Origin of the sequence: Pediococcus damnosus, from assembly GCF_001611155.1 — a bacterium.
In the GTDB taxonomy this organism is placed as follows: domain Bacteria; phylum Bacillota; class Bacilli; order Lactobacillales; family Lactobacillaceae; genus Pediococcus; species Pediococcus damnosus.
The window spans coordinates 1,920,197-1,941,578 of record NZ_CP012294.1; the positions used below are offsets into that span (position 1 = coordinate 1,920,197).

Below are 21,382 nucleotides of genomic sequence, written 5' to 3' on the forward strand. Positions count from 1 at the left end.
TTATGCCTGTTGTATTAGCAAGAATTGATTCACGTTTAGTACACGGAGTTGTTGTGACAGATTGGTATGCAAGCCTGAATCCAAAACGTTTTATGATTATTGATGATGAAATTAGCAAGGACCAAACTAAAAAGAATACTATGAGAATGGCAAAACCAGCAGGAACTGGAATGTCCATCATTGATACTAAAACCGCTATTGATCATTTTAAAAAAGGTCAATATGATTCGCAACGAGTCTTCGTTTTGGTCAAGGATCCTGCAGTGATTATTAACTTAATCGATGCAGGAATACAAATTCCTAAAGTGGATGTTGGAATTATATTTATGGATACAGATAAAACAAAAGTTTCGAGCTATGTCGCTCTTGGAAAAAGAGATGAGCATCAGTTAAAAGAAATTCAAAAAAGAAATGTACCAGTTGTTTTGCAGTACGTACCCAGAGATACAGAAGAACCAATTGAAAAATATTATAAATTAATTAAATAGGGAGTGAAGATAATGCCAATAATTTTACAGAATATTTTAATCACTGTTTTTGCATTTATTTGGGGAATTGATACAGTTGGATTTCAAGTTGTTAATGTATTAACACCTCTGGTTGTTGGAGCAATTACTGGAAATTGGACCGAAGCAATTACAATCAGTGGAACGTTTACTTTAATGGGTTTGGGTGCTGTATCAATTGGTGGAGCATCAGTACCAAATTATGGTTTAGCGGGGTTGATTGGATCATATATTGCAATTCGTTCAGGATCAGGGCTGAATACAGCAATTGCAATTGGAATTCCAGTTGGATTATTAGCGATTCAATTAGATATTCTTGTTAAAACTTTAATGAACTTTGTGGCATCTCATGCGGAACATTTGGCTGATAAAAAGGAATTTACAAAGATGAATCGTTTCTTGTACATTGGCCCAGTTTTATATGGACTTGCAATTGCAATTCCGGTTGGAATTGTTGCCTTCTTGGGAACAGCTGTTGTTAAGTCCATTCTGTCAGTAATTCCAACGTGGTTTATGAACGGGTTATCTATAGCTGGGGCTATGTTACCAGTCGTCGGAATTGCCATTTTAATGCATTACATGCCACTGAATAGATATATGAATTATCTTATCATTGGCTTTGTGGCGGCAGCTTACTTAAAGTTACCAGTTTTGGCAGTTTCACTTTTGGGTGCGGCATTTGCTTTCAAAGTATTTTTAGACAGTAAAAAGGCAAGTACAGCAAATAACGTGGCAAGCCAAGCAAGTGCTAAAGATCAAGGAGATGATTATGATGAGTGATAATCAGACATTTAAACTTTCAAAAAAAGATAAAGAAAAAGTTTTTTGGAGGTATACAATTGTTGGGAATAGTCTTTTTAATTACGCATCAATAGAAGCGCCTTCCTTAGTTTATGCGTTAAGTCCGGCGTTGCGCAAAATTTATAAAAATGATGATGATTACAAGGCTTCTTTGAAGAACCAATACAAATATTTCAATACAACCCCTATTATGGCAGAGTCATTGATTGGTGCATCTCTGGCCATGGAAGAAAAAAATGGAATTAAGGCGCTTGAACCAGTTCAGTCCCTAAAAACTTCATTAATGGGGCCGTTTGCGGGGATTGGTGATTCTATATTTAATGTAATGTTGAATACTATTATTGGATCAATTACAGGATCTTTAGCTTTATCTGGTAATCTAGTTGCTCCAGTTTTAATCGGATTTGTATGGGCTATGATTATGCTTTTTGGAGTTAAGCGTCCGTTGTTTTGGGGTGGATATAATTCAGGTATCGCGATTGTTGATAAATTTGGTGATCAGTTAAGTCGGCTTACAGACGCTGCATCGGTTTTAGGTGTAACAGTTGTTGGTTCTTTAATACCAACAGTTATTAAAATACAAACTGGATTAACAATGAAAACTGGAAAAGTTTCAACAAATATTCAATCTGGTATGTTAGACCAAATTATGCCTGCCTTGTTACCTGTTGTTGCAACTTTTATCATCTACAAGTTGCTGAATAATAAAAAATGGACACCAACAAAATGTATTTTCTTAGTAATTGTATTTGCACTTGTTTGTTCATTTTTTGGAATTTTAACAGTGCCAAAATAAAAAAGGAGAATTATTTTAAATGCGACAAATTATAATTGCATCTCATGGCGAACTAGCGAATGGAATGAGCGACACTTTGCAATTTCTTGGAATATCCTCGAAAAACATTTATACTCTCTGTGCTTACAAAAGTAATAAACCTATTGATGATGAGGTCAAAGCATTGTTAAATAAGTTTGATGAAAAAAAAGATGAAATCATTGTTTTTACAGATATCATGTCAGGCAGTGTAAATCAGTCTATATTTCCTTATGTGAAAGATAAAGGAGTCAAGCTTATCACAGGAATGAGTTTACCGTTACTTATGGCGGTCAGTTTGTATCCACAAAATCGGGTGTTAACTGATGAAAACATTCGAAAGTTAATAAGCGAAGCTCAGGAACAAATTAAGTTTATGAATGACTATAAACCCGCGTTAGATGATGATGACGAATAAAGTTGGAGGGTTTCATAATGAACATTGCGGCAGTGTGCTTAGATTTGGATGGAACCTTGCTAACATCTAATGGAACAATTTCAGAAGAAAATATTCGTGCAGTTCAGGATTTGGATAAATTCAATGTACAAGTAATACTTGCGTCTGGACGACCTGAGGAATCGTTAAAGAATTTTACAATAAGAAATTTGCATATTCCAACTTATAAAATCTGTTTTAATGGGGTAATAGTTGTTTCTCCAACTGGAACAATAATAAAAAAAAGTTTATTGAACTCTCAGGATGTCTTTAAAGTTGTTACATTGGCTGAAAAGAATAAGATAGCAGTTAATTTTTCAACACAGGACAAATGGATTAATTTTGATCCTGGAAACAATTTTGAAAGAGTCGATAAATACAATGAAACTTTAAATGACATTCGTATTAATACGTTGTCACAAATGAAACAGTTATATGCAAAAAAAAAGGTGTCTGTGTTAAAAATTGGTATGCACATTTCAAATAAACAATTATTAAAAAAAATGAATAAAAATCTTCATCAATTACCAATAAATGTCGTTCACTCAGATAGTGAATTTTTGGAAGCAACTGCAAAGAATGTTTCAAAATTCTCGGCGGTACAAACAATTTCTAAGACAGCTGGATGGAATATCAATGATGTTATGGCCTTTGGAGATTACGAAAATGATCTTGAAATAGTATCTAATGTTGGGCATGGTGTAGCCATGCGTAACGGTATTGAGCCAATAAAAAGAGCTGCAGAGTTCGTTACTAAAAGTAATGACAAAAATGGAGTTGCTGTTGTTTTGAACTCTTTAATGAAAGATGGTGTATATCCAAATTTGAACTACAAAGGATGAAATTCTAATTATGTAATAAATAGAAATTACGAAGTGATATACTGAGACTTAAACATATGTTTGTTGAATTTTTTTGAGGGAGAAAATAAAAATTATGTATTACGGTGGAATAGAAGCTGGTGGAACAAAATTTGTTTGTGCAGTTTCGGATGAACATCAACAAATTATTGCTCGTACAAAATTTGCTACAACAACGCCTAATGAAACGATCATAAAGATTAATACTTTCTTTTCTGAATATTCAGTGGTCAGAATGGCAGTTGGAGCATTTGGACCGATAGGAATTAATCCGGATTCCCAAGATTATGGTTATGTAAAAGAAACACCTAAAAAAGGTTGGCAACATTTTAATTTTTTGGGAGAGTTAAAAAAGATTTTTCATATTCCAATTGTTTGGACGACAGATGTAAATGTGGCGACTTATGGCGAATATAAAATGGGGGCCGCCACCAACAAAAGTAGTGCTTTATACTTAACCGTCGGAACAGGAATTGGCGGAGGATTTATCTATAAAAATAATGTTTTCCAAAATTGGAATCATCCAGAAATGGGACACATTATGGTTTCTCCAATGCATAAAGACAAGTATACCGGGAATTGTCCTTACCATAAATCGTGTTTAGAAGGAATGGCATCTGGACCAGCTTTGGAGGCAAGGGCTAACCAAAAAGCACTTGCAATTCCAAAGGATGATCCGTTATGGAATTTAGAGGCTTTTTATTTAGCACAGGCTGCAATGACGTATACATTGTTGTATGCACCAGAAATTATCATATTTGGGGGTGGTGTTTCTAATCAGGAGCAACTGTATCCTTTAATTAGAAAGTCTTTTTCGAAACAACTTAATCATTATGTTGATACACCAAAATTAAACAAGTATTTGGTACATGCTAAATTAGGCGATGATGCAGGGATAACAGGAGCATTATTGTTAGCCCAAAATAAATAAAATTATAAATATTTAAACACTCTTTAGAAAAGTACAACGAACAAATTGTTCATTGTACTTTTTTGTTAATTAAAATTTTTTTGTGAAATACTGTGAATTACAGTGTTCGATGTAAAATAAGAACTCATTTTGGATAGCAAAGTGTGAATTCTTATTAATACACATGTTAAAAACATTGAAAGATTTGCGTTTAAATAGAGTGGTTATGATTTTCTGCTTTTTTTGTATGATGGCTCTGAATACGAATTGCATAAGCATCTAGAAATATTCTAGTAAGAATTTAAAGTGGTAAACGAGACCGAACTTCATATTTCGGAAAATATGATTCTGCGGATTTTACGCCTAAAAAAATCAAATCTGAATATTGGATGATATTGCCATCATTATTGCAAGTAAAAGTAATTGTGGTGACATCGTTTTCAGCTAATGAGTGTGCCGCACTCACTAATTCTGGTGTATTGCCATTTAATGTTAGGAAAATTGCAACAGTATCGATACCAGTAATTTGTTTACTCAAAGTTTTAATAATATTAGGATCGTCGTGTAGCTGAGCATCCTTACCTAACAATTCAAATTTAAGGAGAATATCTTCGCCAATTAATTTAGATAATCCTCTGGCAAAAATATAAATATGTTTTGCTTGGCTAACTTTTTGAATAGCATCTTCCATAACGCCAATGTTGAGATTGCTGATAGTATTGTCTACTTCATATTGATTTTTTAGTATGGCAGAACGAATCTCGTGATTCGTTTCCTTTAAAACTTTGAAATCTTGTTTTTTGTTAGTTAATTTACGAATTGCTTCTTGACGAAATGGAGTATATCCTGAATATCCCATTTTTTTCATGGTACGCACAATTGTGGCTGTCGATACATTGGCCTTTTCACTTAATTCTACTATTGATATGTTCACAATATCATCGGAGTGTTCCTGTACATATTGCCATAAATATTTTTCCGATGTGCTCAGTGCTTCAGTCAATTAGATTCCCTCCAAGATTGTAACAAACTTTTCATGTTTACCTTTATAATATCATTTTTTGAAAACATTTTCATAGTTACACATGTTATGCTAAAAATGAAGATAAAGAGGGGGCAACAACATGATTTATACATTAACTTTAAATCCTGCAATTGATTTAGTGATTGATACCAAAACAATGCAACCCAATGTTGTAAATAGAACTGAAAGCTATGATATTCAGGCAAATGGAAAGGGAGTTAACGTTTCTTTTATATTGAAACGTCTGGGTATAGAAAATGTCGCTTTAGGGATCGGCGGTGGATTTACTATTAAATATATTGAGGAGGTTTTAAACAAATCGGATATTACTAATGATTTTGTACATGTTGAAAAACCTACTCGAATTAATGTTTTCACACGTGTACAGGATGAAAATCAAGAATATAAGTTAGTTAACAAGGGGCCGAAAACTAATAAGAACCAGATCAATGAATTATTAAAAAAGATTAAGAAATTGAAAAAAGATGACATTCTATCATTGTCAGGAAGCTTTTCAGAGGGAATTGAACCCGGGATACTTTCTCAAATTGCTAGAATCTCTGAAAAAAATCAGTTTAAATTAGTGATCGACACAAGTTATACGGAAGTTTTGGATACATTAAAGTATCATCCATATCTTATTAAGCCAAACGAACACGAAATAGCGAGTTGGTTTGGTATGTCAAAAGTCCCTGATCAAGAAACATTGATAAAAATGGGAAAAGAATTAATTCACCGAGGCGCCTTAAATGTCTTGATTTCTTTAGGAGGTTTAGGCGCGGTTTTTATCAATTCTCACGAAGTATTGTTTGGTAATGCTGCTAAGGGTGAAGTTGTCAATACAGCAGGATCAGGAGATACAATGTTGGGTAGTTTCCTAGGCGGAATGGTAACAGGATTATCAAGTAAAGAAAATCTAAAACGTACATTAGCAGCAGGTAGTGATACTGCATTTCAATCTTGGATTACCAATTTTAGAGAAAAAAATACAAGTTAAAACGATTGACTAAAATACGAGGAGGGAAAAATTATGGCAAAATATAAACTTATTGCAGCAACTGGATGTGCAACCGGAATTGCACATACTTATATGGCTCAAGAGGCACTTGAGCAGTCTGCTAAAAAAATGGGTGTCACAATTAAAGTGGAAACACATGGACAAACCGGGGTTGATGACCCACTTACTCAAGAAGAAATTGATGGTGCAAGTGGCGTCATTATTGCTTCAGATGTGGATGTGGATGCTGATAGATTTGTTGGAAAAAAATTAATTCGTGTACCAGTTGCCAAAGGTATTAGTGAATCTGATAAATTAGTGGATCGTATTTTGCACGATCCGCAGGTTTCCAGTTATAAGAGTGGTTCTGTCAAAGAAAAAGCTCAATCTGCTTCCAAGGCTGGAAGCAAAAATGGAAATACATTTTGGAATTCAATTTATGTATCTCTAATGAACGGGGTTTCTCACATGCTGCCATTTGTTGTTGCAGGCGGTGTTTTGATGGCAATTTCGTTTTTTTGGGGAATTAATTCCGCTGACCCTAAAAGTAGCAAATATAATTATTTTGCCTTTTTGCTGAATACGATTGGTTCCAGCACTATGAATCTGATGGTTCCCGTTTTGTGTGCATTCATTGCTGAGGCTATTAGCAAACGTTCTGGTATGGTTGTTGGCTTTGCAACTGGAATGATTGCATTTACGAATGGAACAGGATTCTTAGGAGCAATTGTTGGTGGTTATTTGGCCGGTTATACAGTTGTATTGTTACAGCATATTTTGAAACCGCTGCCAGACAAGCTGTTTCGTGGACTAAAGGCTATTTTCTTGTATCCTGTTTTAGGGGTTTTTATTTCCGGTATGATAATGTGGTTTATTTCTTTACCAATGAAGGATCTAAATGTTGGTATGATGAATTTCTTGAAGGGAATGGAGAATAGCAGTCCAATTATTTTAGGATTGATTATAGGAATTATGTGTGCTTCCGATTTTGGTGGCCCAATTAACAAAGCGGCATATCTAACTGGTACTGCATTATTAGCTCAAGGTAACTTTTATTTTATGGCCGGAGTGTCGGCTGCATGTATTGCACCACCTCTGGCAACTGGCTTTGCCGTATTATTTAATCCTAAAGCATATTCAAGTACAGAGCGTAGTGCTGGATATGTAAACTTTCTATTGGGTTCGACACATATTACGGAAGGGGCTATCCCCTTTGCTGCTAAAAATCCACTTTTAAATATTCCTTCATTTATGATTGGATCATCGATTGCAGCAATTCTTACTTATGTGACAAAAATTCAGGTTCCTGCACCACATGGTGGTTTTATTATTTTACCATTAGTTAATCATCCATTTTTATGGGTACTTTGGATTCTGATTGGTTCTGTTATATCAGGGGCGTTATTGGCACTTATAGCAGGGCGACAAGCTAAAAAGCATGCTGTAGCTACGGATGCAGGTACTTTCGATATTTTAACTGGTGAAAATACAGAAGACGCGGAAGTTTCAGAAACAGAACAAACAGCAGTAACTAACACAGAAGAGGTTGAATCATTCGATCCAGGTGAAATCTTGACGCTTAAAAACATTCAACTGGGGGTGAGAGCTTCAACTAGAGATGAAGTTTTACAATACCTTGCCAACTTTGCAGTTGAAAACGGATTAGCTAAAGATTCCAAAAAAGTTCTTGGAAAATATCTAAAACGTGAGGCAGAAGGCTCAACAGGTATGCAGGATGGAATTGCAATTCCTCATGCACAGGATGCTACAATTAAGACGTCTGCCATGTTGGTGTTGAAACTTGATAAACCTGTTGAATGGAAAACGTTTGATGGTAAGCCAATTGATACTGTTATTTCGTTTTTAATTCCAGAAAATGATAGTGGATCTCATCTTAAATATCTTTCTAATACAGCCAAACTGTTAACTCATAGTGATTTTGTTAAAGCACTTAGAAATGCAAAATCGAAAGAGGAAATTTTAGATTTAATTCAACAACAATAAAATTAAATTCATTTTATGAATAAAGGATTTTGAAAAAGGAATATTTCCTTTTTTCAAAATCCCTTATTTTTATAGGCAAAAGTAGATTAGTTCCGATGTTTTACATAAAAATATCTCGTGATACTACAGTAATTTTAAAAATACGGAAGCAATAATAACCGAAGCAACTGAGACGGTTGCAAATCCTCCAACCAGCATTTTTGGCATGGTGTGTTTCAAAACATATGCCTCCTCAGCATCGTTTTGAGAAACGCTACGAGCAATTTCAGAAGTCAGAATATAATCCGCTGGAAACCCAAATAGTGATGTTAAAGAACAAGCATAAGCCATTTGCCATGACATTCCAAATGGTTTTGCTAGTAAACGGGATGCAATAAACATGCCTAATAACCCCAGGGCAATTAAAACGAGGATTTGAACGATAATGGTTCCCATGATTTTAGGGGTTGTCACATTTAATTGAGCAAAGACATATGCTAACAGACCATACATTAGCCAGTTGAATACACCAGCTTTATTCAGAGCATCTTTTTCTAGGAAACCGATTTGGTGTGCAATGACACCAAATATCAAAGCAATAACATTTGAGTTAACTGCATTATGTAGTAAAGATGAAACCCAGATACTTAAAAGTGCAACTAGTGCCAAACGTACAAGTACAAAAGAGGATGTTTGATATTCTTTAGGGAGGTTGAATACTTTTTTTTCTTTTTTATCATCAGCTGCTATTTGATCAGTCTGTGTAGTTGTAGAGGTAGCTTGGGAGCTTTTAGCGTGAAACTGTTTTAACAAGCGATGTCCTTCTTGTTTCAACATAACTGCAGTTAAAGGGTAACCAATGACTGAATGTACAACGTACATAGAAACTGGCAAGGCAACTAGAGAGGTAATTCCTTGCGCTTTTAATCCGCTTGTCATTAATAATGCAGATACTAATCCACCAGTTAATGGAGGAACAGCAGCAACAACTGTATGCCAATCAAATATAAGTGATCCAATTGATAAGGTTAAAATTAGTGTGCCACAAACCCCAAGCAGCGCAATACAAACAGATTTCCATTGAGCAACTAATTCTTTGATGCTCATAAGAGTTCCTAAATGTACTAACAATATTGGTACTGCAATACCAATGAATTGATTACCAAATGAAGCCTGGGAAACCACATTCTTTGGTACTATCGTCCAAAATCCAATCATAAATAGAATTGCAGTGATAAATACGGATGGAATAAATGCGTGTGTAAGTGAGGAGACCCACTCACCAATTAACATAAAAATCATGACACAAAGAAACGCAATAACAAAAGTCATACGAACACTCCCTTAAATAATTAGAATGGTTATTATCATATTACTAACTTGTTTCTAAGCCAATTTTAATTTTTTACTTAGAAATATATGCAAAATGTCTGGAGGGGTTGACTATCAAGCAAAATAGAATTAAGGTTTTCTTAACCAAAATCTAATTTTTGAAGGAGAGATTTATTTGAGTAAAACAACTTTTTTTAATTTTAATCTATTTGATGGCAAGACAAACGAGACAAAAAAGAATGCCTGGTTTGTGGTTAATGACGATAGTGGGCGCATTGAAAAAGTAGGCAATGGGGGAAAACGAAATTCTGCAAACAATGTCGATCTTCACGGTAAATATGTTATGCCCGGGTTAATCAATGCTCATACGCATATAACTATGGATCCCAATACTGGCGATGGTGGTACCGGCTCCGATGTTATTGAAACAACGGTACGTGCGGTTTCTAATTTACATGATTTATTGAAATCAGGAGTTACTTACATTAGAGAATGTGGTAGTTCTTTCGATATTGATATTACGTTAAATAACTTACATAAACAGGGAAAGCTTGAAAACGTGCCAGATATTTTGCCTTCAGGTCGTCCCTATACGATGACTGGTGGACATGGTGATTTTCCTAATTTTGGCCATTTAGTAGATTCTCCTGATGAAATGCGAAAGGCAGTTCGAACTGGTTTGAAAAAAGGAACGATGGCTGTAAAAATGATGGCAACTGGTGGAGTTATGACTCCCGGAGACTTCATGGATGATCCTCAACTTAGTGTTGAAGAGATGAAAGTCGCTGTTGAAGAAACGCATCATAAGGGTAAAATCATTGCGGCGCATGCAGAAGGAAATCCTGGAATTTTAAATGCCATTAGTGCTGGTGTTGATTCAATTGAACATGGTTTTTATGTGAACGATGAAGAAACAGAATTAATGTTAAAACAAGGTACGTATTTGACTCCTACGTTTGTTGCAGATTGGGCAATTCCTGAATACGCGGTTGGTAAACTTCCCGATTGGGAAATTAAAAAAGCTGCTGATGCACTCGATGATTTATATGCAAATATTATGAAAGCATGGAAAAAGGGTGTAAAAATTACTTTAGGAACAGATGCCGGAACACCATTTAACGATTTCACAATGACTGCCGTGGAATTTCAGCTCATGGTTGAGCAGGGTGCAACAAATTTTGATGCTTTAACAACAAGTTTAACTTCGGCCAAATTAATGCGGATCGATAGTGATTATGGCACATTGGATAATGATAAGTTTGCTGATTTCCTGGTTTTGGATGCAGATCCATTAGTAGATGTTAAGGCTGTTCAACAAATAGATAAAGTCGTATATAAGAGCGGTGTGAAAGTGGAACTTTAGGCAAAAGGGGAGAAAGCTGATATGACTGTATTTTACAATGCAAATATTTTTAATGGTAAAGATACTGAAGTAATGCAAAATCAATGGTTTGAAGTTGCAGATGGCAAATTTAAGCAAATTGGAGTGGGAAATGTACCGGCATCCATTGATGAAAAGAAAGTCAATTTACAAGGAAAATTTGTTATGCCGGGGTTAATCAATGCACATACGCATATGATGATGAATCCTGTAACGAATAAGCTTGAGTATTTAACTGAGGCTGAGGTAACTGTTACAGCACTTAAAAATCTTCGTGATTTAATCGGTTCTGGAGTTACCTATATTCGAGACTGTGGGTGTGCGTTCAATGTTGATATTAAACTGAAGAAACTAAGAGATCAGCTTGATTTGGTGATTCCTGAAATTGTTGCATCGGGTCGACCAATGTCAATGACAGGTGGGCATGGTGATTTTCGTGAGGACGAAGATGGAAACATTAATTGGTCGTATCTGGTTGATTCACCGGACGAAATGCGTAAATCGGTGCGCACTGCATTTAAAGAAGGTGCCGATAATATTAAAGTCATGGCAACTGGTGGTGTAATGTCTGCTGGTGATAATGTGAATGATACCGCCCTGACAATGGCAGAAATGAAAGTTGCTGTTGAAGAAGCACATGATAAGAGTAAACGGGTTGCAGCTCATGCCCAGGGAAACAAAGGAATAGGTAATGCATTAAAAGCTGGAGTAGATTCAATTGAACACGGAATTTACGTTGATGAAAAACAGGCTGAATTTATGAAAGAAAATAATGTTTATTTGGTACCAACTCTGAATGCCGCAGCAAGCATTAGTAAATACGGGCGAGATTCACTGCCTGCCCATATGACACGAAAAAATGATCTTGTTAAACATGATTTTTTTGAGCATGTTGCAATGGCAATTCAAAAGGGTGTAAAAGTAGTGGTCGGTACTGACGCAGGTACACCATTTAATAGCTTTAAAACAGGAACTTGGGAGGAAATGGAGTTACTTGTGAATAAAGCTGGTGCCACACCTACGCAAGCTTTGTTTGGGGCTACAAAATATGCGGCTGAATTATTAAATATAACTGAAGGGTATGGCAGTATTGAAAGTGGTAAGTTTGCTGACTTTTTAGTTTTAGATCAAGATCCAACGCAATACATTACTGCTGTTGCTCAAACTGATAAGCAAGTATTTAAAAAAGGTGTTCAAATAAAATAGTTACTTATTTTTCATGGCAAACGAAATTCCGTTTGCTTTTTTTGTCACAGTTGAAATTTGAAATTATATTATGGTTGAAAAGATTAAAATAAAATGATAAGTTTTTAATGTAAATATAAATGATCAATATTTGATCACAGGAGGTTTCATCTATGGAGTACATAAAGTTAATTGGAGTCTTAGTAATCATTCTAGGATTTGCTTTTAAGCTGGATACCGTTGCAGTTGTTATTATTTCCGCACTCGTAACGGCATTGGCATCTGGAATCGATTTCACAAAATTCCTAGAAATTTTAGGGCAGGGATTTATGGACAATCGAATGGTTTCGCTGTTTTTTCTAACGTTACCCATGATTGGAGTTATTGAGCGTCACGGATTGAAGGAATCGGCAGTTAGTCTGATTCAAAAATTACAGAATTTAACTCCCGGACGAATTTTTGATATTTATTTATTAATTCGTGAAGCGGCTTCCTTGTTTGGTATTTCTTTACAGGGGCAAGTTCAGTTCATTCGACCATTAATTAACCCAATGGCACAAGCGGCTGCTAGTGTTGAGACTAAGCTTACAAATAAACAAGTTGATCGAATTAAGGCCCGATCAGCGGCCACCGAAAACTTTGGTAACTTTTTTTCTCAAAATTTATTCGTGGCATCTGCTGGAGTTTTGTTGATGGCCAGCACAATGAAATCTTTAGGCTACAAAGTATCTCCAAACGGAATTGCCCTATATTCAATTCCAGTAGCCGTTCTCACAATTGTTTTAGTATTCTGGTATAACCATATGTTTGACCGTCAACTTTTGAAAGAAGGAAAGAATAATGACTAGTTTAATTAATAATATTCTGACATTCTTTTACATGTTGATCGGAGCAACCTTTTTAATTGCGTCTATTGAGTCGGCACGCGATAAAACTAATTCTACTCGTTGGGGAACCGCTACTTTTTGGCTGATATTTGCTGTTATTTTTGGAGTTGGACAATGGCTTCCTAATGCGGTAGTAGGAGCTTTATTACTTGTAATTGGGGCGTTGTCGTTACTCAAGCAAGTAAAAGTCGGCCATATTAAATCACTTAACAAAGAAGTGTCAGAGGCTTCCGCAAAACGTTTAGGTGGATGGATATTTTTGCCAAGTATTATTCTTGCTGTAACTGCAATTTTGGTTGCACAATTTACACCATTTGGTGGCCAGGTCGGGATTGGTGTGGCTGCAATTGTTTCACTAATCGTAGCTATGTGGTTAACCAAAGCTGGTGGTAAAACAGTGTATGAAGATAGTCAGCGCATGGTTCGTTCGGTTGGTTCTGCTGGAATTCTGCCTCAATTATTAGCAACCCTCGGAGTGGTTTTTACAGCTTCTGGAGTTGGAACTGTAACCGCAAAAGCAATTTCAAGCGTGTTTCCTGTAGGAAATCATCTTTTGGGCGTAGTCTTGTACTGTGTTGCAATGGCAGTCTTCACAGTAATTATGGGTAATGCTTTTGCAGCTTTTGCTGTTATTACCGCCGGAATTGGGATTCCCTTTGTTGTTGCTCAAGGAGGCGCTGCAGTTGTGGTTGCTGCCTTGGGGATGACATCAGGCTATTGCGGAACATTGTTAACGCCAATGGCTGCTAACTTTAACACTTTGCCAGTAGCCTTAATGGAAATGAAAGATCCGTTGGGCGTGATCAAACAACAGGCGCCCATTGCGATTACGATGTTGATTATTCAAATAATTTTGATGTATGTATTAGCTTTTTAGAAATGGAGATAGAAAGTATGAAAATTCTTGTAACAGGTTTTGACCCATTTGGCGATGATAAGATTAACCCGGCTATTGAAGCAGTGAAAAAGTTGCCAGATAAAATTGCGGGTGCAGACATTGTGAAAGTGGAAATTCCGACGATTTTTGGTAAATGTGCAGAAGTTACGCATGATGCAATTGTAAAAGAACAACCAGATTATGTCTTAAATATTGGACAAGCGGGTGGTCGCTATGGGCTCACTCCGGAACGAGTAGCAATTAACTTTGACGATGGTCGGATTAAGGATAATGCGGGTTATCAACCATTGAACACACCAATTCATAAGGATGGCCAAAACGCTTATTTCACTGAATTACCAGTAAAGGCAATGGCCAAAGCAATTCGTAAGGCTGGATTACCAAGCAGTGTGTCGACTACTGCTGGAACATATGTATGTAATCACATCATGTACCAGGTTCAGTATATGATTGATAAAGAATTTCATGATTTAAAAGCGGGATTTATGCACATCCCATTTTTACCGGAACAAGTCACAACCCGACCAAACACACCAGCATTGAGTTTAAGTGATGATGTCCGCGGAATTACGGCTGCCATTGAAGCAATCGTCGAGATGGATGGTAAAAAGGATATTGAGAGTGTTGAAGGTAGCATTGCTTAAATAAACAAAATAAAGGCTTCTGACAAAATCTTGTCAGAAGCCTTTTAGCTGTCTTCAAATCAGCTGTGAATTTTATTTTTAATTGAAAACCAACCAATGTGCAATAGATACGCGGAAGCAAAAGCTAGAATCCAAGTAAGTATATAACAACTTACAATCGACCAAACAGGATGAACATTACTTAAATTATGGCCAAATAAATGCCAAATGATTTGAAGCCAGAAGACATTTGATAAGTAGGCTCGGTAAGCATAAGTTGCTAGAAAATGCATTGGATTCAAAACATCTGAGTGATGACGAATATTCATGAATGCTAAAGCCGCAATTAATCCAATAACTGCTAATGCATAGATTGTCATTGATGGCTTATAATAAATTGCGTTTGCTAAATTTACTGGATGTCCAAAAGACTTCAATTCAGAGTTGGTCCAAACAAATGATAAGACAAAGACAATGGCAGCAAGCCACCAAAATTTGCGGAGCCAGTTTTCTAATTGGACATGTTTTTTCCACGCTAATGCACCTAAAATTCCATAAATAATAAAACTAATAAAAATTCGGTCTAATAAGTACCAGTGTTGCATTTGAGGTCCGTAAAAAACAAAATGGTCGTAAAATAGCAACCAGCAGAAATAACCAATCACTGTAACAGTTAGAACGCAAAATAATTTTTTGTTAGACTTTACGGCCCATCGTGATAACCACCAAAAGAACGGCATTAAAATGATAAATTGAAGCATCATTGTATTGTACCAAAGGTGAGGGGCCGCATTACCATTAACAAATTGCCATAAAAAGCTCGTAACATTATGAAAATGTGTAATTTGTTGCACGCTGGGAATAAATATCAAATAAACTAAAGTCCACCAAAAAGTGGGTACAAACAGGGAAGAGAATGTTTTAGACATGTAGTTTCCATAATTACTAAGATCAGAACTTTCATTCGTTCTAATTGTTGTGAACAAAATCCCAAAAATAAATGCAGGTGCAGTGTATTTTACTAGATTATAAATGACACCAATTCCTGTTTGTACGTTGGAATTGGGTCCAGTCTTTAAAACGAGAGAAAGCACTGTCTGCATCATGACCGCGGTACAGGCAAAAACTTTCATATAATCGCCGACATCAGCTGCCGGTACGTTTGTTTTTGTTCTCACTGTCATTGTTAAAGTTGCCACCTTTATTGAAGTTGTGAGATCAATTAAAAATGACAAAGTAGATTGCAACGTAAATATAGCAGGTTATTTAAAAATTGGCAAACTATATTTCGGATTATTCTTATAATAACTACCAATTTTGTAAGCCTTGACATTGGTGATAGAATGCTTTTGAGGTGATTAATGATGAAGAAAATCGTTTTAAAAATGGCGATGCTTGGTGGGGCTGTCGTGCTATATAATAAGCTTCCTAACGGTGTTAAGTCGGTAGTTGCTGGTAATCTACCAGTATATAGTCCATCAAAAGAAACTATGAATGTCCATTCAAGTCTATATGGTAAAAGGGTTGCTTTTCTTGGGTCATCCATAACTTATGGTGCTGGATCTATGGGAAAATCTTTTGTTGAATATTTACAAGCCCGAGATGGAGTAATTCCAACAAAATCTGCAATTAGTGGTACTACTCTTGCTGGTTTGGAACCTAAAGCTTACACTAGTCGTTTGCGTACTGATTTTGACCAACACGCAAGCTATGATGTGTTTGTTTGTCAATTATCTACAAATGATGATCGTGATCACAAAAAGTTGGGTGAAATTACACCATATACACAAAAAGGTCAGTTTGATCGAAATACGACAATTGGTGCGATAGAAGATACCTTGTCCTATGTGCGTACTAATTTTGGATGTCCAATTATTTTTTACACTTGTTTACGTAAAACTGATGAAGCGTACTCTGAACTTATCAAGCAGCTGTATGCTTTGCAGGCCAAATGGCATTTTTACATTTTGGATCTTTGGGATAATTCTGTTATGAAAGAATCAATCAAAAATAATCCGAGCATGATGGTTGATGATGCTCATCCAACCCAATTTGGATATAAGCAACTTTGGACGCCAGTATTTGAAAAAGAGTTGCAAGATGTTTTGAACTTGGATAAATAAACTTTTAATGACGGTTATACAAAAAGCTTCAGTAGTAAGAAGAGTGCGTGGTGTGCGCAGTCCTTATGCTGAAGCTTTTTGTATACTTTTAAAAAAAACATCAAATTATAAAGTTAATTGTTCTTTTTGAGCATCTGCAAAAGTTTCAATTAGTTCATTACTGATTTCTCTTTGGATATCATTTAATTCATGAGTGGAAGAGCAAAGATAGATAGTTCTGCTCATAATGTCAGGAGTTAATCGAGCTAGATGCAATGATTTACCGGCAGTTTTCCAAGTTACAGCAGGAATAAATCCAATTCCAACACCTGCATCGATAAGTCCCCTAACTGTAGCAGGATCATCAGTTTCATATTTAAAATTAATTGTTAATTTTTGTTCATGAAAATAATCATCAATGGTTTTCCGTAATTGGTTATGGTTACCCAATCCAATAAATTGCGTGTTTGTGAGAGTTGAAGCTTTGACTGTTCCGTTAGGATAATTAGATTTCCATCCAACAAAAACTTCTTCTTTTATAATTTGTGCCGTAAAATAATTCGGAATTTTACGTGTGGTCACAACAAAATCATATTGTTGCAAATCTGTGTCCATCTGCACATGTTGTGCAATATTTAAACGAACATTTGGTAGGTTTTGTTGAATACGATTGACAATCTTTGGAATTAAAGTTGAAGCAACCTCAAATAGAATTGAAATCTGCTGTTCAGAAGTTTGGATACCACCTGATACTGAAGAGATACCACGATCAAGTAAATTTAAACTATCGTTTACATAACTGTAAAATAATTTACCATTCCGGTTAAGTTTGATAGTTCGTCCAACCCGATCGAATAATTTCACGTTTAGTTCTGATTCTAGTTGTTTAATAGTTTTGCTAACTGCAGATTGGGAAACAAAAAGTAATTCAGAAGCTTTTGTAATGCTTTCTTGGTTGGCGACAACTGAAAAATAACGTAGATGAGTTAGATTCATTGTAATTCGTCTCCTTTATAGTTAACCATTTGGTTATATATCATTCTAATTATGTATTATACATAGTTAAGTATTGATATTAAAGTGAAACTTGTGAGGTCAATTAAAAAGAAAGCTGGCGTGTGAAATATGAAAACTTTATGGATGTTTCCAGGTCAAGGATCACAGAGGCAAGGAATGTTGTCAAATGTGACACCGTCACTTCGGAAGAAAGTTACTGATTTAACTGATATTGAATTGACTGATACAGATCAGGGGTATACGGATTCAGTGCAAATTCAGTTAAGTATTTTAATTTTGCAAATCGATCAGATAGATAAAATGAAAGCTGATGGTTGGGCGCCTAACCTTGTAGCAGGTCATTCTTTAGGAGTTTTTGCAGCGGCCTATGCAGCTAATGTCATTACGGCAGTAGATGCAATTAAAGTTGTGGCACTTCGAGCAAAAGAAATGCAGAATGCTTATCCAACAGGATATGGAATGGGCGTAATTGTAGGGCTATTGCGAAAAGAAGTAACCGGGATTGTCAATGAAAATTTTGATAAAAGAAATCCAGTTTATGTTTCTAATCAAAATTCACAATTACAGGTTACGGTTTCTGGAAGTATCATAGGTATAAAAAAAATTTTGGAGCAAGCAAAGAAGCGGGGAGCACAAAAAGCAAAATTGCTTAGGGTACCGGTACCGTCACATTCTCCATTAATGAGGGATGTTGCTAAAAAATTAACGACGATTTTAGGAAAGATTCAATTACAAGATCCAACGTGTATCTATCTGGCAGATTACAACGGTCATGCAACGAAAAGTGTTGAACGAGTTACTTATGATTTAGGTAATAATTTAGTTCATCCGGTATATTGGGATGTCATGATGGATGTTGCTAAAGAATATTTGATAGATTCATCAGTTGAATTTTCACCAGGGCATGTTATGACAGGTTTACTAAAAACTAAGATACCTGATATGAAAACAATTTCAATGGCAGATATGGTACTAGAAGATGCGGAGTTTTTATTGAATAAATGGAAAAATCAAGAAAAACGTTAATAACCAAAGGGAGCCAGTCCGACTAGTCATTTTAATGGCGTAGAGAGGATGGACATCCGTAATGAGAATAAGATTTTGCGAAAGCAAAATAAATATTAATAACGAAAAGGAGTACTAACATGAGTGAAATTAAGAGTTGGACAACTCATCGAGACGCAAAGCAGCAAAAGTTAGAAAATGCTGCCAGTTTGCTTGATGGGAAATTTGCTAAGACAAAAGACGCAAAAGAGTTATTGGAATTATTGATTAGTTCAAATGATAAGGTAGTTTTGGAAGGTGATAATCAAAAACAGGCAAGCTTTTTGTCTAAAGTTTTAGCAAGCGTTGATCCCGAAAAGGTTCATGGATTGCATATGATTATGTCTAGCATTTCTCGTCCAGAACACTTAGATATTTTTGATTTAGGAATTGCAAATAAGATGGATTTCTCATTTGCGGGGCCACAAAGTACGCGAGTTTCACAGATGGTTGCTGATGGGACGATGCAAGTTGGCGACATTCATACTTATCTGGAATTATATGCGCGTCTCTTTGTTGATCTGATTCCAAATGTTGTTTTAGTTGCCGCTGATAAGGTTGACCGAGAAGGAAATTTGTATACAGGTAATAACACTGAAGAAACACCAGTAATTGTTGAATCAGCTGCCTTCAAAGATGGCATAGTCATTGTGCAAGCTAATGAAATTGTTGATAAAGTTCCTCGAGTTGATATTCCTAGCGATTGGGTTGATGTTGTGATCCCTGCCGATGAGCCATATCAACTGGAACCATTATTTACACGTGATCCTCAAAACATTACAGAACTACAAATTCTCATGGGTATGATGGCAATTCGTGGTATCTATGAAAAACATAATGTGCAATCAGTTAATCACGGAGTTGGTTTTAATACCGCTGCTATTGAATTGCTTTTACCAACGTATGGAGAACAATTAGGATTAAAAGGTAAGATTGTGCCTAATTGGGAAGTCAATCCAACACCAACTTTGATTCCGGCAATTGAAAGTGGTTGGATCAAATCTATTCATAGTTTTGGTGGCGAAGTTGGAATGGAAAAATATATCGCTGCTCGACCTGATATTTTCTTTGTAGGTAAAGATGGTAGTATGCGATCTAACCGTGCTTATGGACAAATGGCTGGTCAATATGCTTTGGATATGTTCGTCGGTTCTACTTTACAAATCGATAAATACGGAAATTCTTCAACAGTTACAAATGGACGGTTGTCTGGTTTTGGGGGAGCGCCAAATATGGGTAGTAATCCGACCGGTCGCCGTCATTCAACTCCGGCTTGGCAAAGTTTACGACCTGATAACGATCCACTTGGTAAAGGACAGAAGTTAGTTGTCCAGATGGTTGAAACCTTTGGTTCTAATAAAAAACCGGTTTTTGTTGATCACCTAGATGCTGAAGAAGTTCGTAAAGAAGCCAAGTTAAAGAACGTTCCAATTATGATTTACAGCGAGGATACGACTCATATTGTGACTGAAGAAGGTATTGCTTATCTTTACAAGACAGACAGTATGGCCGAACGACAGGCCGCAATTGAAGCTATTGCAGGGGTAACACCAGTTGGTTTAAGAAGTGATGCCAAAACCTTAGCAGATCTACGTGCTCGTGGAATTGTGGCATTACCAGAAGATTTAGGTGTTTCTCGAGGACAAGCTAAACGATCACTATTAGCAGCACAAACAATGGATGATTTAGTAGAGTGGTCAAACGGATTATATAATCCACCTGCAAAATTTCGTAGTTGGTCATAAGTTTAAGTTGGAGTGAGTAACGTGATAAAAGTAAGTAATGCTGAAAAATTGGCTGAACAAGCAGTTGCTGCTTTAAAATGGGAAGCTAATTTTTCACCTAAACCAGGGTTAGTAACGAAAAGTTCAAATGGGTCGCATAAAGATATGAATATTGACTTGTTTATCAAATCAGCTGATAGTTTGTACGATACATTTTTAAGAATTGCTAATGTTTCAAAATCAATTCCAATTTCAGTGGTTTTACGAGAAAAAGTTGGTGCGATTGGGCGTGATGGTGAAAAGGCCATGTTAACAGCAACCCATGGTGTTAATACACATAAAGGTGCCATTTGGGCACTAGGAATTATAGTGGCTGTAATCAGTAATCAAAGTACAACGGACATGTCTATCATTTTTCAAAAGTGCGGCGAGTTAGCAAGTATTGCTGACCGTTATGTTCAATTACATTCTAAGACGACATACGGCATTCAGGTCAAAAAAGTGTATAAAATAAATGGAGCTCGTGAAGAAGCGGCTAATGGTTTTCCACATGTAAAAACTAGTTTACGTTTAATTAATGGTCAAATGGTGACTGATCAATTGGCTTGGCTTAGAGTCCTGTGTCTGCTATATGCCACGGTTGATGATACCAATGTGATTCATCGAAGTAGTCTATCAGTGTTGCGAGTATTTCAAAATGAAGCAAAACAAGCTTTTGAAGCTCCAGTAATTCAGGAAAGCTTAGCCTTCAAACAAGTAACGAAAATGGCCGAAGATTATCAAATATCACCTGGAGGTTGTGCAGACTTGTTTGCGGCAACTTACTTTTTAAATAATTTAGTTATTGAGGAGGATTAA

Annotated in this window: 20 protein-coding genes and 2 pseudogenes; 18 read left to right on the plus strand and 4 right to left on the minus strand. The window is 36.0% G+C overall.

Annotated features, from left to right (window positions below; translation table 11 throughout):
• Positions 1-2: 2 nt before the first annotated feature.
• The 6 genes from ADU73_RS09030 (at position 3) to ADU73_RS09055 (ending at position 4,348) form a co-directional block, all read left to right on the plus strand.
• Positions 3-488, plus strand: coding sequence for a PTS sugar transporter subunit IIB (locus ADU73_RS09030; protein WP_056986145.1), 486 nt, complete (start codon positions 3-5; stop codon positions 486-488).
• 12 nt (positions 489-500) lie between these two features.
• A complete protein-coding gene (locus ADU73_RS09035; protein WP_056986144.1) occupies positions 501-1,286 on the plus strand; it encodes a PTS mannose/fructose/sorbose/N-acetylgalactosamine transporter subunit IIC in 786 nt (261 codons plus the stop codon).
• Positions 1,279-2,103 carry a PTS system mannose/fructose/sorbose family transporter subunit IID gene (locus ADU73_RS09040; RefSeq protein WP_056986143.1) on the plus strand — a complete coding sequence of 275 codons (825 nt, stop codon included), beginning with the start codon at positions 1,279-1,281 and terminating at the stop codon, positions 2,101-2,103. Before ADU73_RS09035 ends, ADU73_RS09040 begins: the two co-directional genes overlap by 8 nt.
• A gap of 19 nt (positions 2,104-2,122) precedes the next feature.
• On the plus strand, positions 2,123-2,539 hold the full coding sequence (locus tag ADU73_RS09045; RefSeq protein WP_056986142.1) for a PTS sugar transporter subunit IIA: 417 nt from the start codon (positions 2,123-2,125) through the stop codon (positions 2,537-2,539).
• Between the two features lie 17 nt (positions 2,540-2,556).
• Positions 2,557-3,399, plus strand: coding sequence for a Cof-type HAD-IIB family hydrolase (locus ADU73_RS09050; RefSeq protein ID WP_062913411.1), 843 nt, complete (start codon positions 2,557-2,559; stop codon positions 3,397-3,399).
• A 94-nt stretch (positions 3,400-3,493) separates the two neighbouring features.
• A complete protein-coding gene (locus ADU73_RS09055; RefSeq protein ID WP_062913412.1) occupies positions 3,494-4,348 on the plus strand; it encodes an ROK family protein in 855 nt (284 codons plus the stop codon).
• Between the two features lie 280 nt (positions 4,349-4,628).
• Here ADU73_RS09055 and ADU73_RS09060 read toward each other — a convergent pair whose 3' ends face one another.
• Entirely contained in the window at positions 4,629-5,330 is a 702-nt protein-coding gene (locus tag ADU73_RS09060) for a MurR/RpiR family transcriptional regulator (RefSeq protein ID WP_062913413.1), read from the minus strand.
• A 121-nt stretch (positions 5,331-5,451) separates the two neighbouring features.
• On the opposite strand from ADU73_RS09060, the gene pfkB reads away from it, so the two are divergent.
• The 3 genes and pseudogenes from pfkB to ADU73_RS09070 form a co-directional block, all read left to right on the plus strand.
• Entirely contained in the window at positions 5,452-6,348 is an 897-nt protein-coding gene (gene pfkB / locus ADU73_RS09065) for a 1-phosphofructokinase (protein WP_062913414.1), read from the plus strand.
• A 33-nt stretch (positions 6,349-6,381) separates the two neighbouring features.
• Positions 6,382-6,667: pseudogene (locus tag ADU73_RS10745) on the plus strand (PTS fructose transporter subunit IIB); the annotation flags it as partial.
• 110 nt (positions 6,668-6,777) lie between these two features.
• Positions 6,778-8,352: pseudogene (locus ADU73_RS09070) on the plus strand (fructose-specific PTS transporter subunit EIIC); the annotation flags it as partial.
• Positions 8,353-8,475: 123 nt separating this feature from the next.
• Here ADU73_RS09070 and ADU73_RS09075 read toward each other — a convergent pair.
• Positions 8,476-9,663: a hypothetical protein gene (locus ADU73_RS09075; protein ID WP_056986585.1), complete on the minus strand. Its 1,188-nt coding sequence runs from the start codon at positions 9,661-9,663 to the stop codon at positions 8,476-8,478.
• A 175-nt stretch (positions 9,664-9,838) separates the two neighbouring features.
• Here ADU73_RS09075 and ADU73_RS09080 point away from each other — a divergent pair, with 175 nt between their 5' ends.
• The 5 genes from ADU73_RS09080 to pcp all read left to right on the plus strand — a co-directional run bounded on the left by ADU73_RS09080 (position 9,839) and on the right by pcp (position 14,658).
• Positions 9,839-11,026, plus strand: coding sequence for a metal-dependent hydrolase family protein (locus ADU73_RS09080; RefSeq protein ID WP_056986547.1), 1,188 nt, complete (start codon positions 9,839-9,841; stop codon positions 11,024-11,026).
• Positions 11,027-11,047: 21 nt separating this feature from the next.
• Complete coding sequence (locus ADU73_RS09085) at positions 11,048-12,250, plus strand: metal-dependent hydrolase family protein (protein WP_056986546.1); 1,203 nt, start codon at positions 11,048-11,050, stop codon at positions 12,248-12,250.
• Positions 12,251-12,402: 152 nt separating this feature from the next.
• Positions 12,403-13,077, plus strand: a complete 675-nt coding sequence (locus ADU73_RS09090) for a DUF969 domain-containing protein (protein ID WP_056986544.1) — start codon at positions 12,403-12,405, stop codon at positions 13,075-13,077.
• Positions 13,070-13,993, plus strand: coding sequence for a DUF979 domain-containing protein (locus tag ADU73_RS09095; protein WP_056986542.1), 924 nt, complete (start codon positions 13,070-13,072; stop codon positions 13,991-13,993). Before ADU73_RS09090 ends, ADU73_RS09095 begins: the two co-directional genes overlap by 8 nt.
• A 17-nt stretch (positions 13,994-14,010) precedes the next feature.
• Positions 14,011-14,658, plus strand: a complete 648-nt coding sequence (gene pcp / locus ADU73_RS09100; RefSeq protein ID WP_046870592.1) for a pyroglutamyl-peptidase I — start codon at positions 14,011-14,013, stop codon at positions 14,656-14,658.
• A 59-nt stretch (positions 14,659-14,717) separates the two neighbouring features.
• On the opposite strand, the gene ADU73_RS09105 is transcribed toward pcp, so the two are convergent.
• The gene (locus ADU73_RS09105; protein WP_046870591.1) at positions 14,718-15,821 is read right to left on the minus strand and encodes an acyltransferase; all 1,104 of its coding nucleotides are present in this window, start codon (positions 15,819-15,821) and stop codon (positions 14,718-14,720) included.
• A 177-nt stretch (positions 15,822-15,998) separates the two neighbouring features.
• Here ADU73_RS09105 and ADU73_RS09110 point away from each other — a divergent pair, with 177 nt between their 5' ends.
• Entirely contained in the window at positions 15,999-16,760 is a 762-nt protein-coding gene (locus ADU73_RS09110) for an SGNH/GDSL hydrolase family protein (RefSeq protein ID WP_063510297.1), read from the plus strand.
• A 105-nt stretch (positions 16,761-16,865) separates the two neighbouring features.
• Here ADU73_RS09110 and ADU73_RS09115 read toward each other — a convergent pair whose 3' ends face one another.
• Complete coding sequence (locus ADU73_RS09115) at positions 16,866-17,735, minus strand: LysR family transcriptional regulator (protein ID WP_046870590.1); 870 nt, start codon at positions 17,733-17,735, stop codon at positions 16,866-16,868.
• 129 nt (positions 17,736-17,864) lie between these two features.
• On the opposite strand from ADU73_RS09115, the gene ADU73_RS09120 reads away from it, so the two are divergent.
• The 3 genes from ADU73_RS09120 to ADU73_RS09130 all read left to right on the plus strand — a co-directional run bounded on the left by ADU73_RS09120 (position 17,865) and on the right by ADU73_RS09130 (position 21,382).
• Complete coding sequence (locus ADU73_RS09120) at positions 17,865-18,782, plus strand: ACP S-malonyltransferase (protein WP_046870589.1); 918 nt, start codon at positions 17,865-17,867, stop codon at positions 18,780-18,782.
• 119 nt (positions 18,783-18,901) lie between these two features.
• Positions 18,902-20,545 carry a malonate decarboxylase subunit alpha gene (mdcA, locus tag ADU73_RS09125; protein ID WP_046870588.1) on the plus strand — a complete coding sequence of 548 codons (1,644 nt, stop codon included), beginning with the start codon at positions 18,902-18,904 and terminating at the stop codon, positions 20,543-20,545.
• Positions 20,546-20,566: 21 nt separating this feature from the next.
• Complete coding sequence (locus ADU73_RS09130; RefSeq protein ID WP_052694439.1) at positions 20,567-21,382, plus strand: triphosphoribosyl-dephospho-CoA synthase; 816 nt, start codon at positions 20,567-20,569, stop codon at positions 21,380-21,382.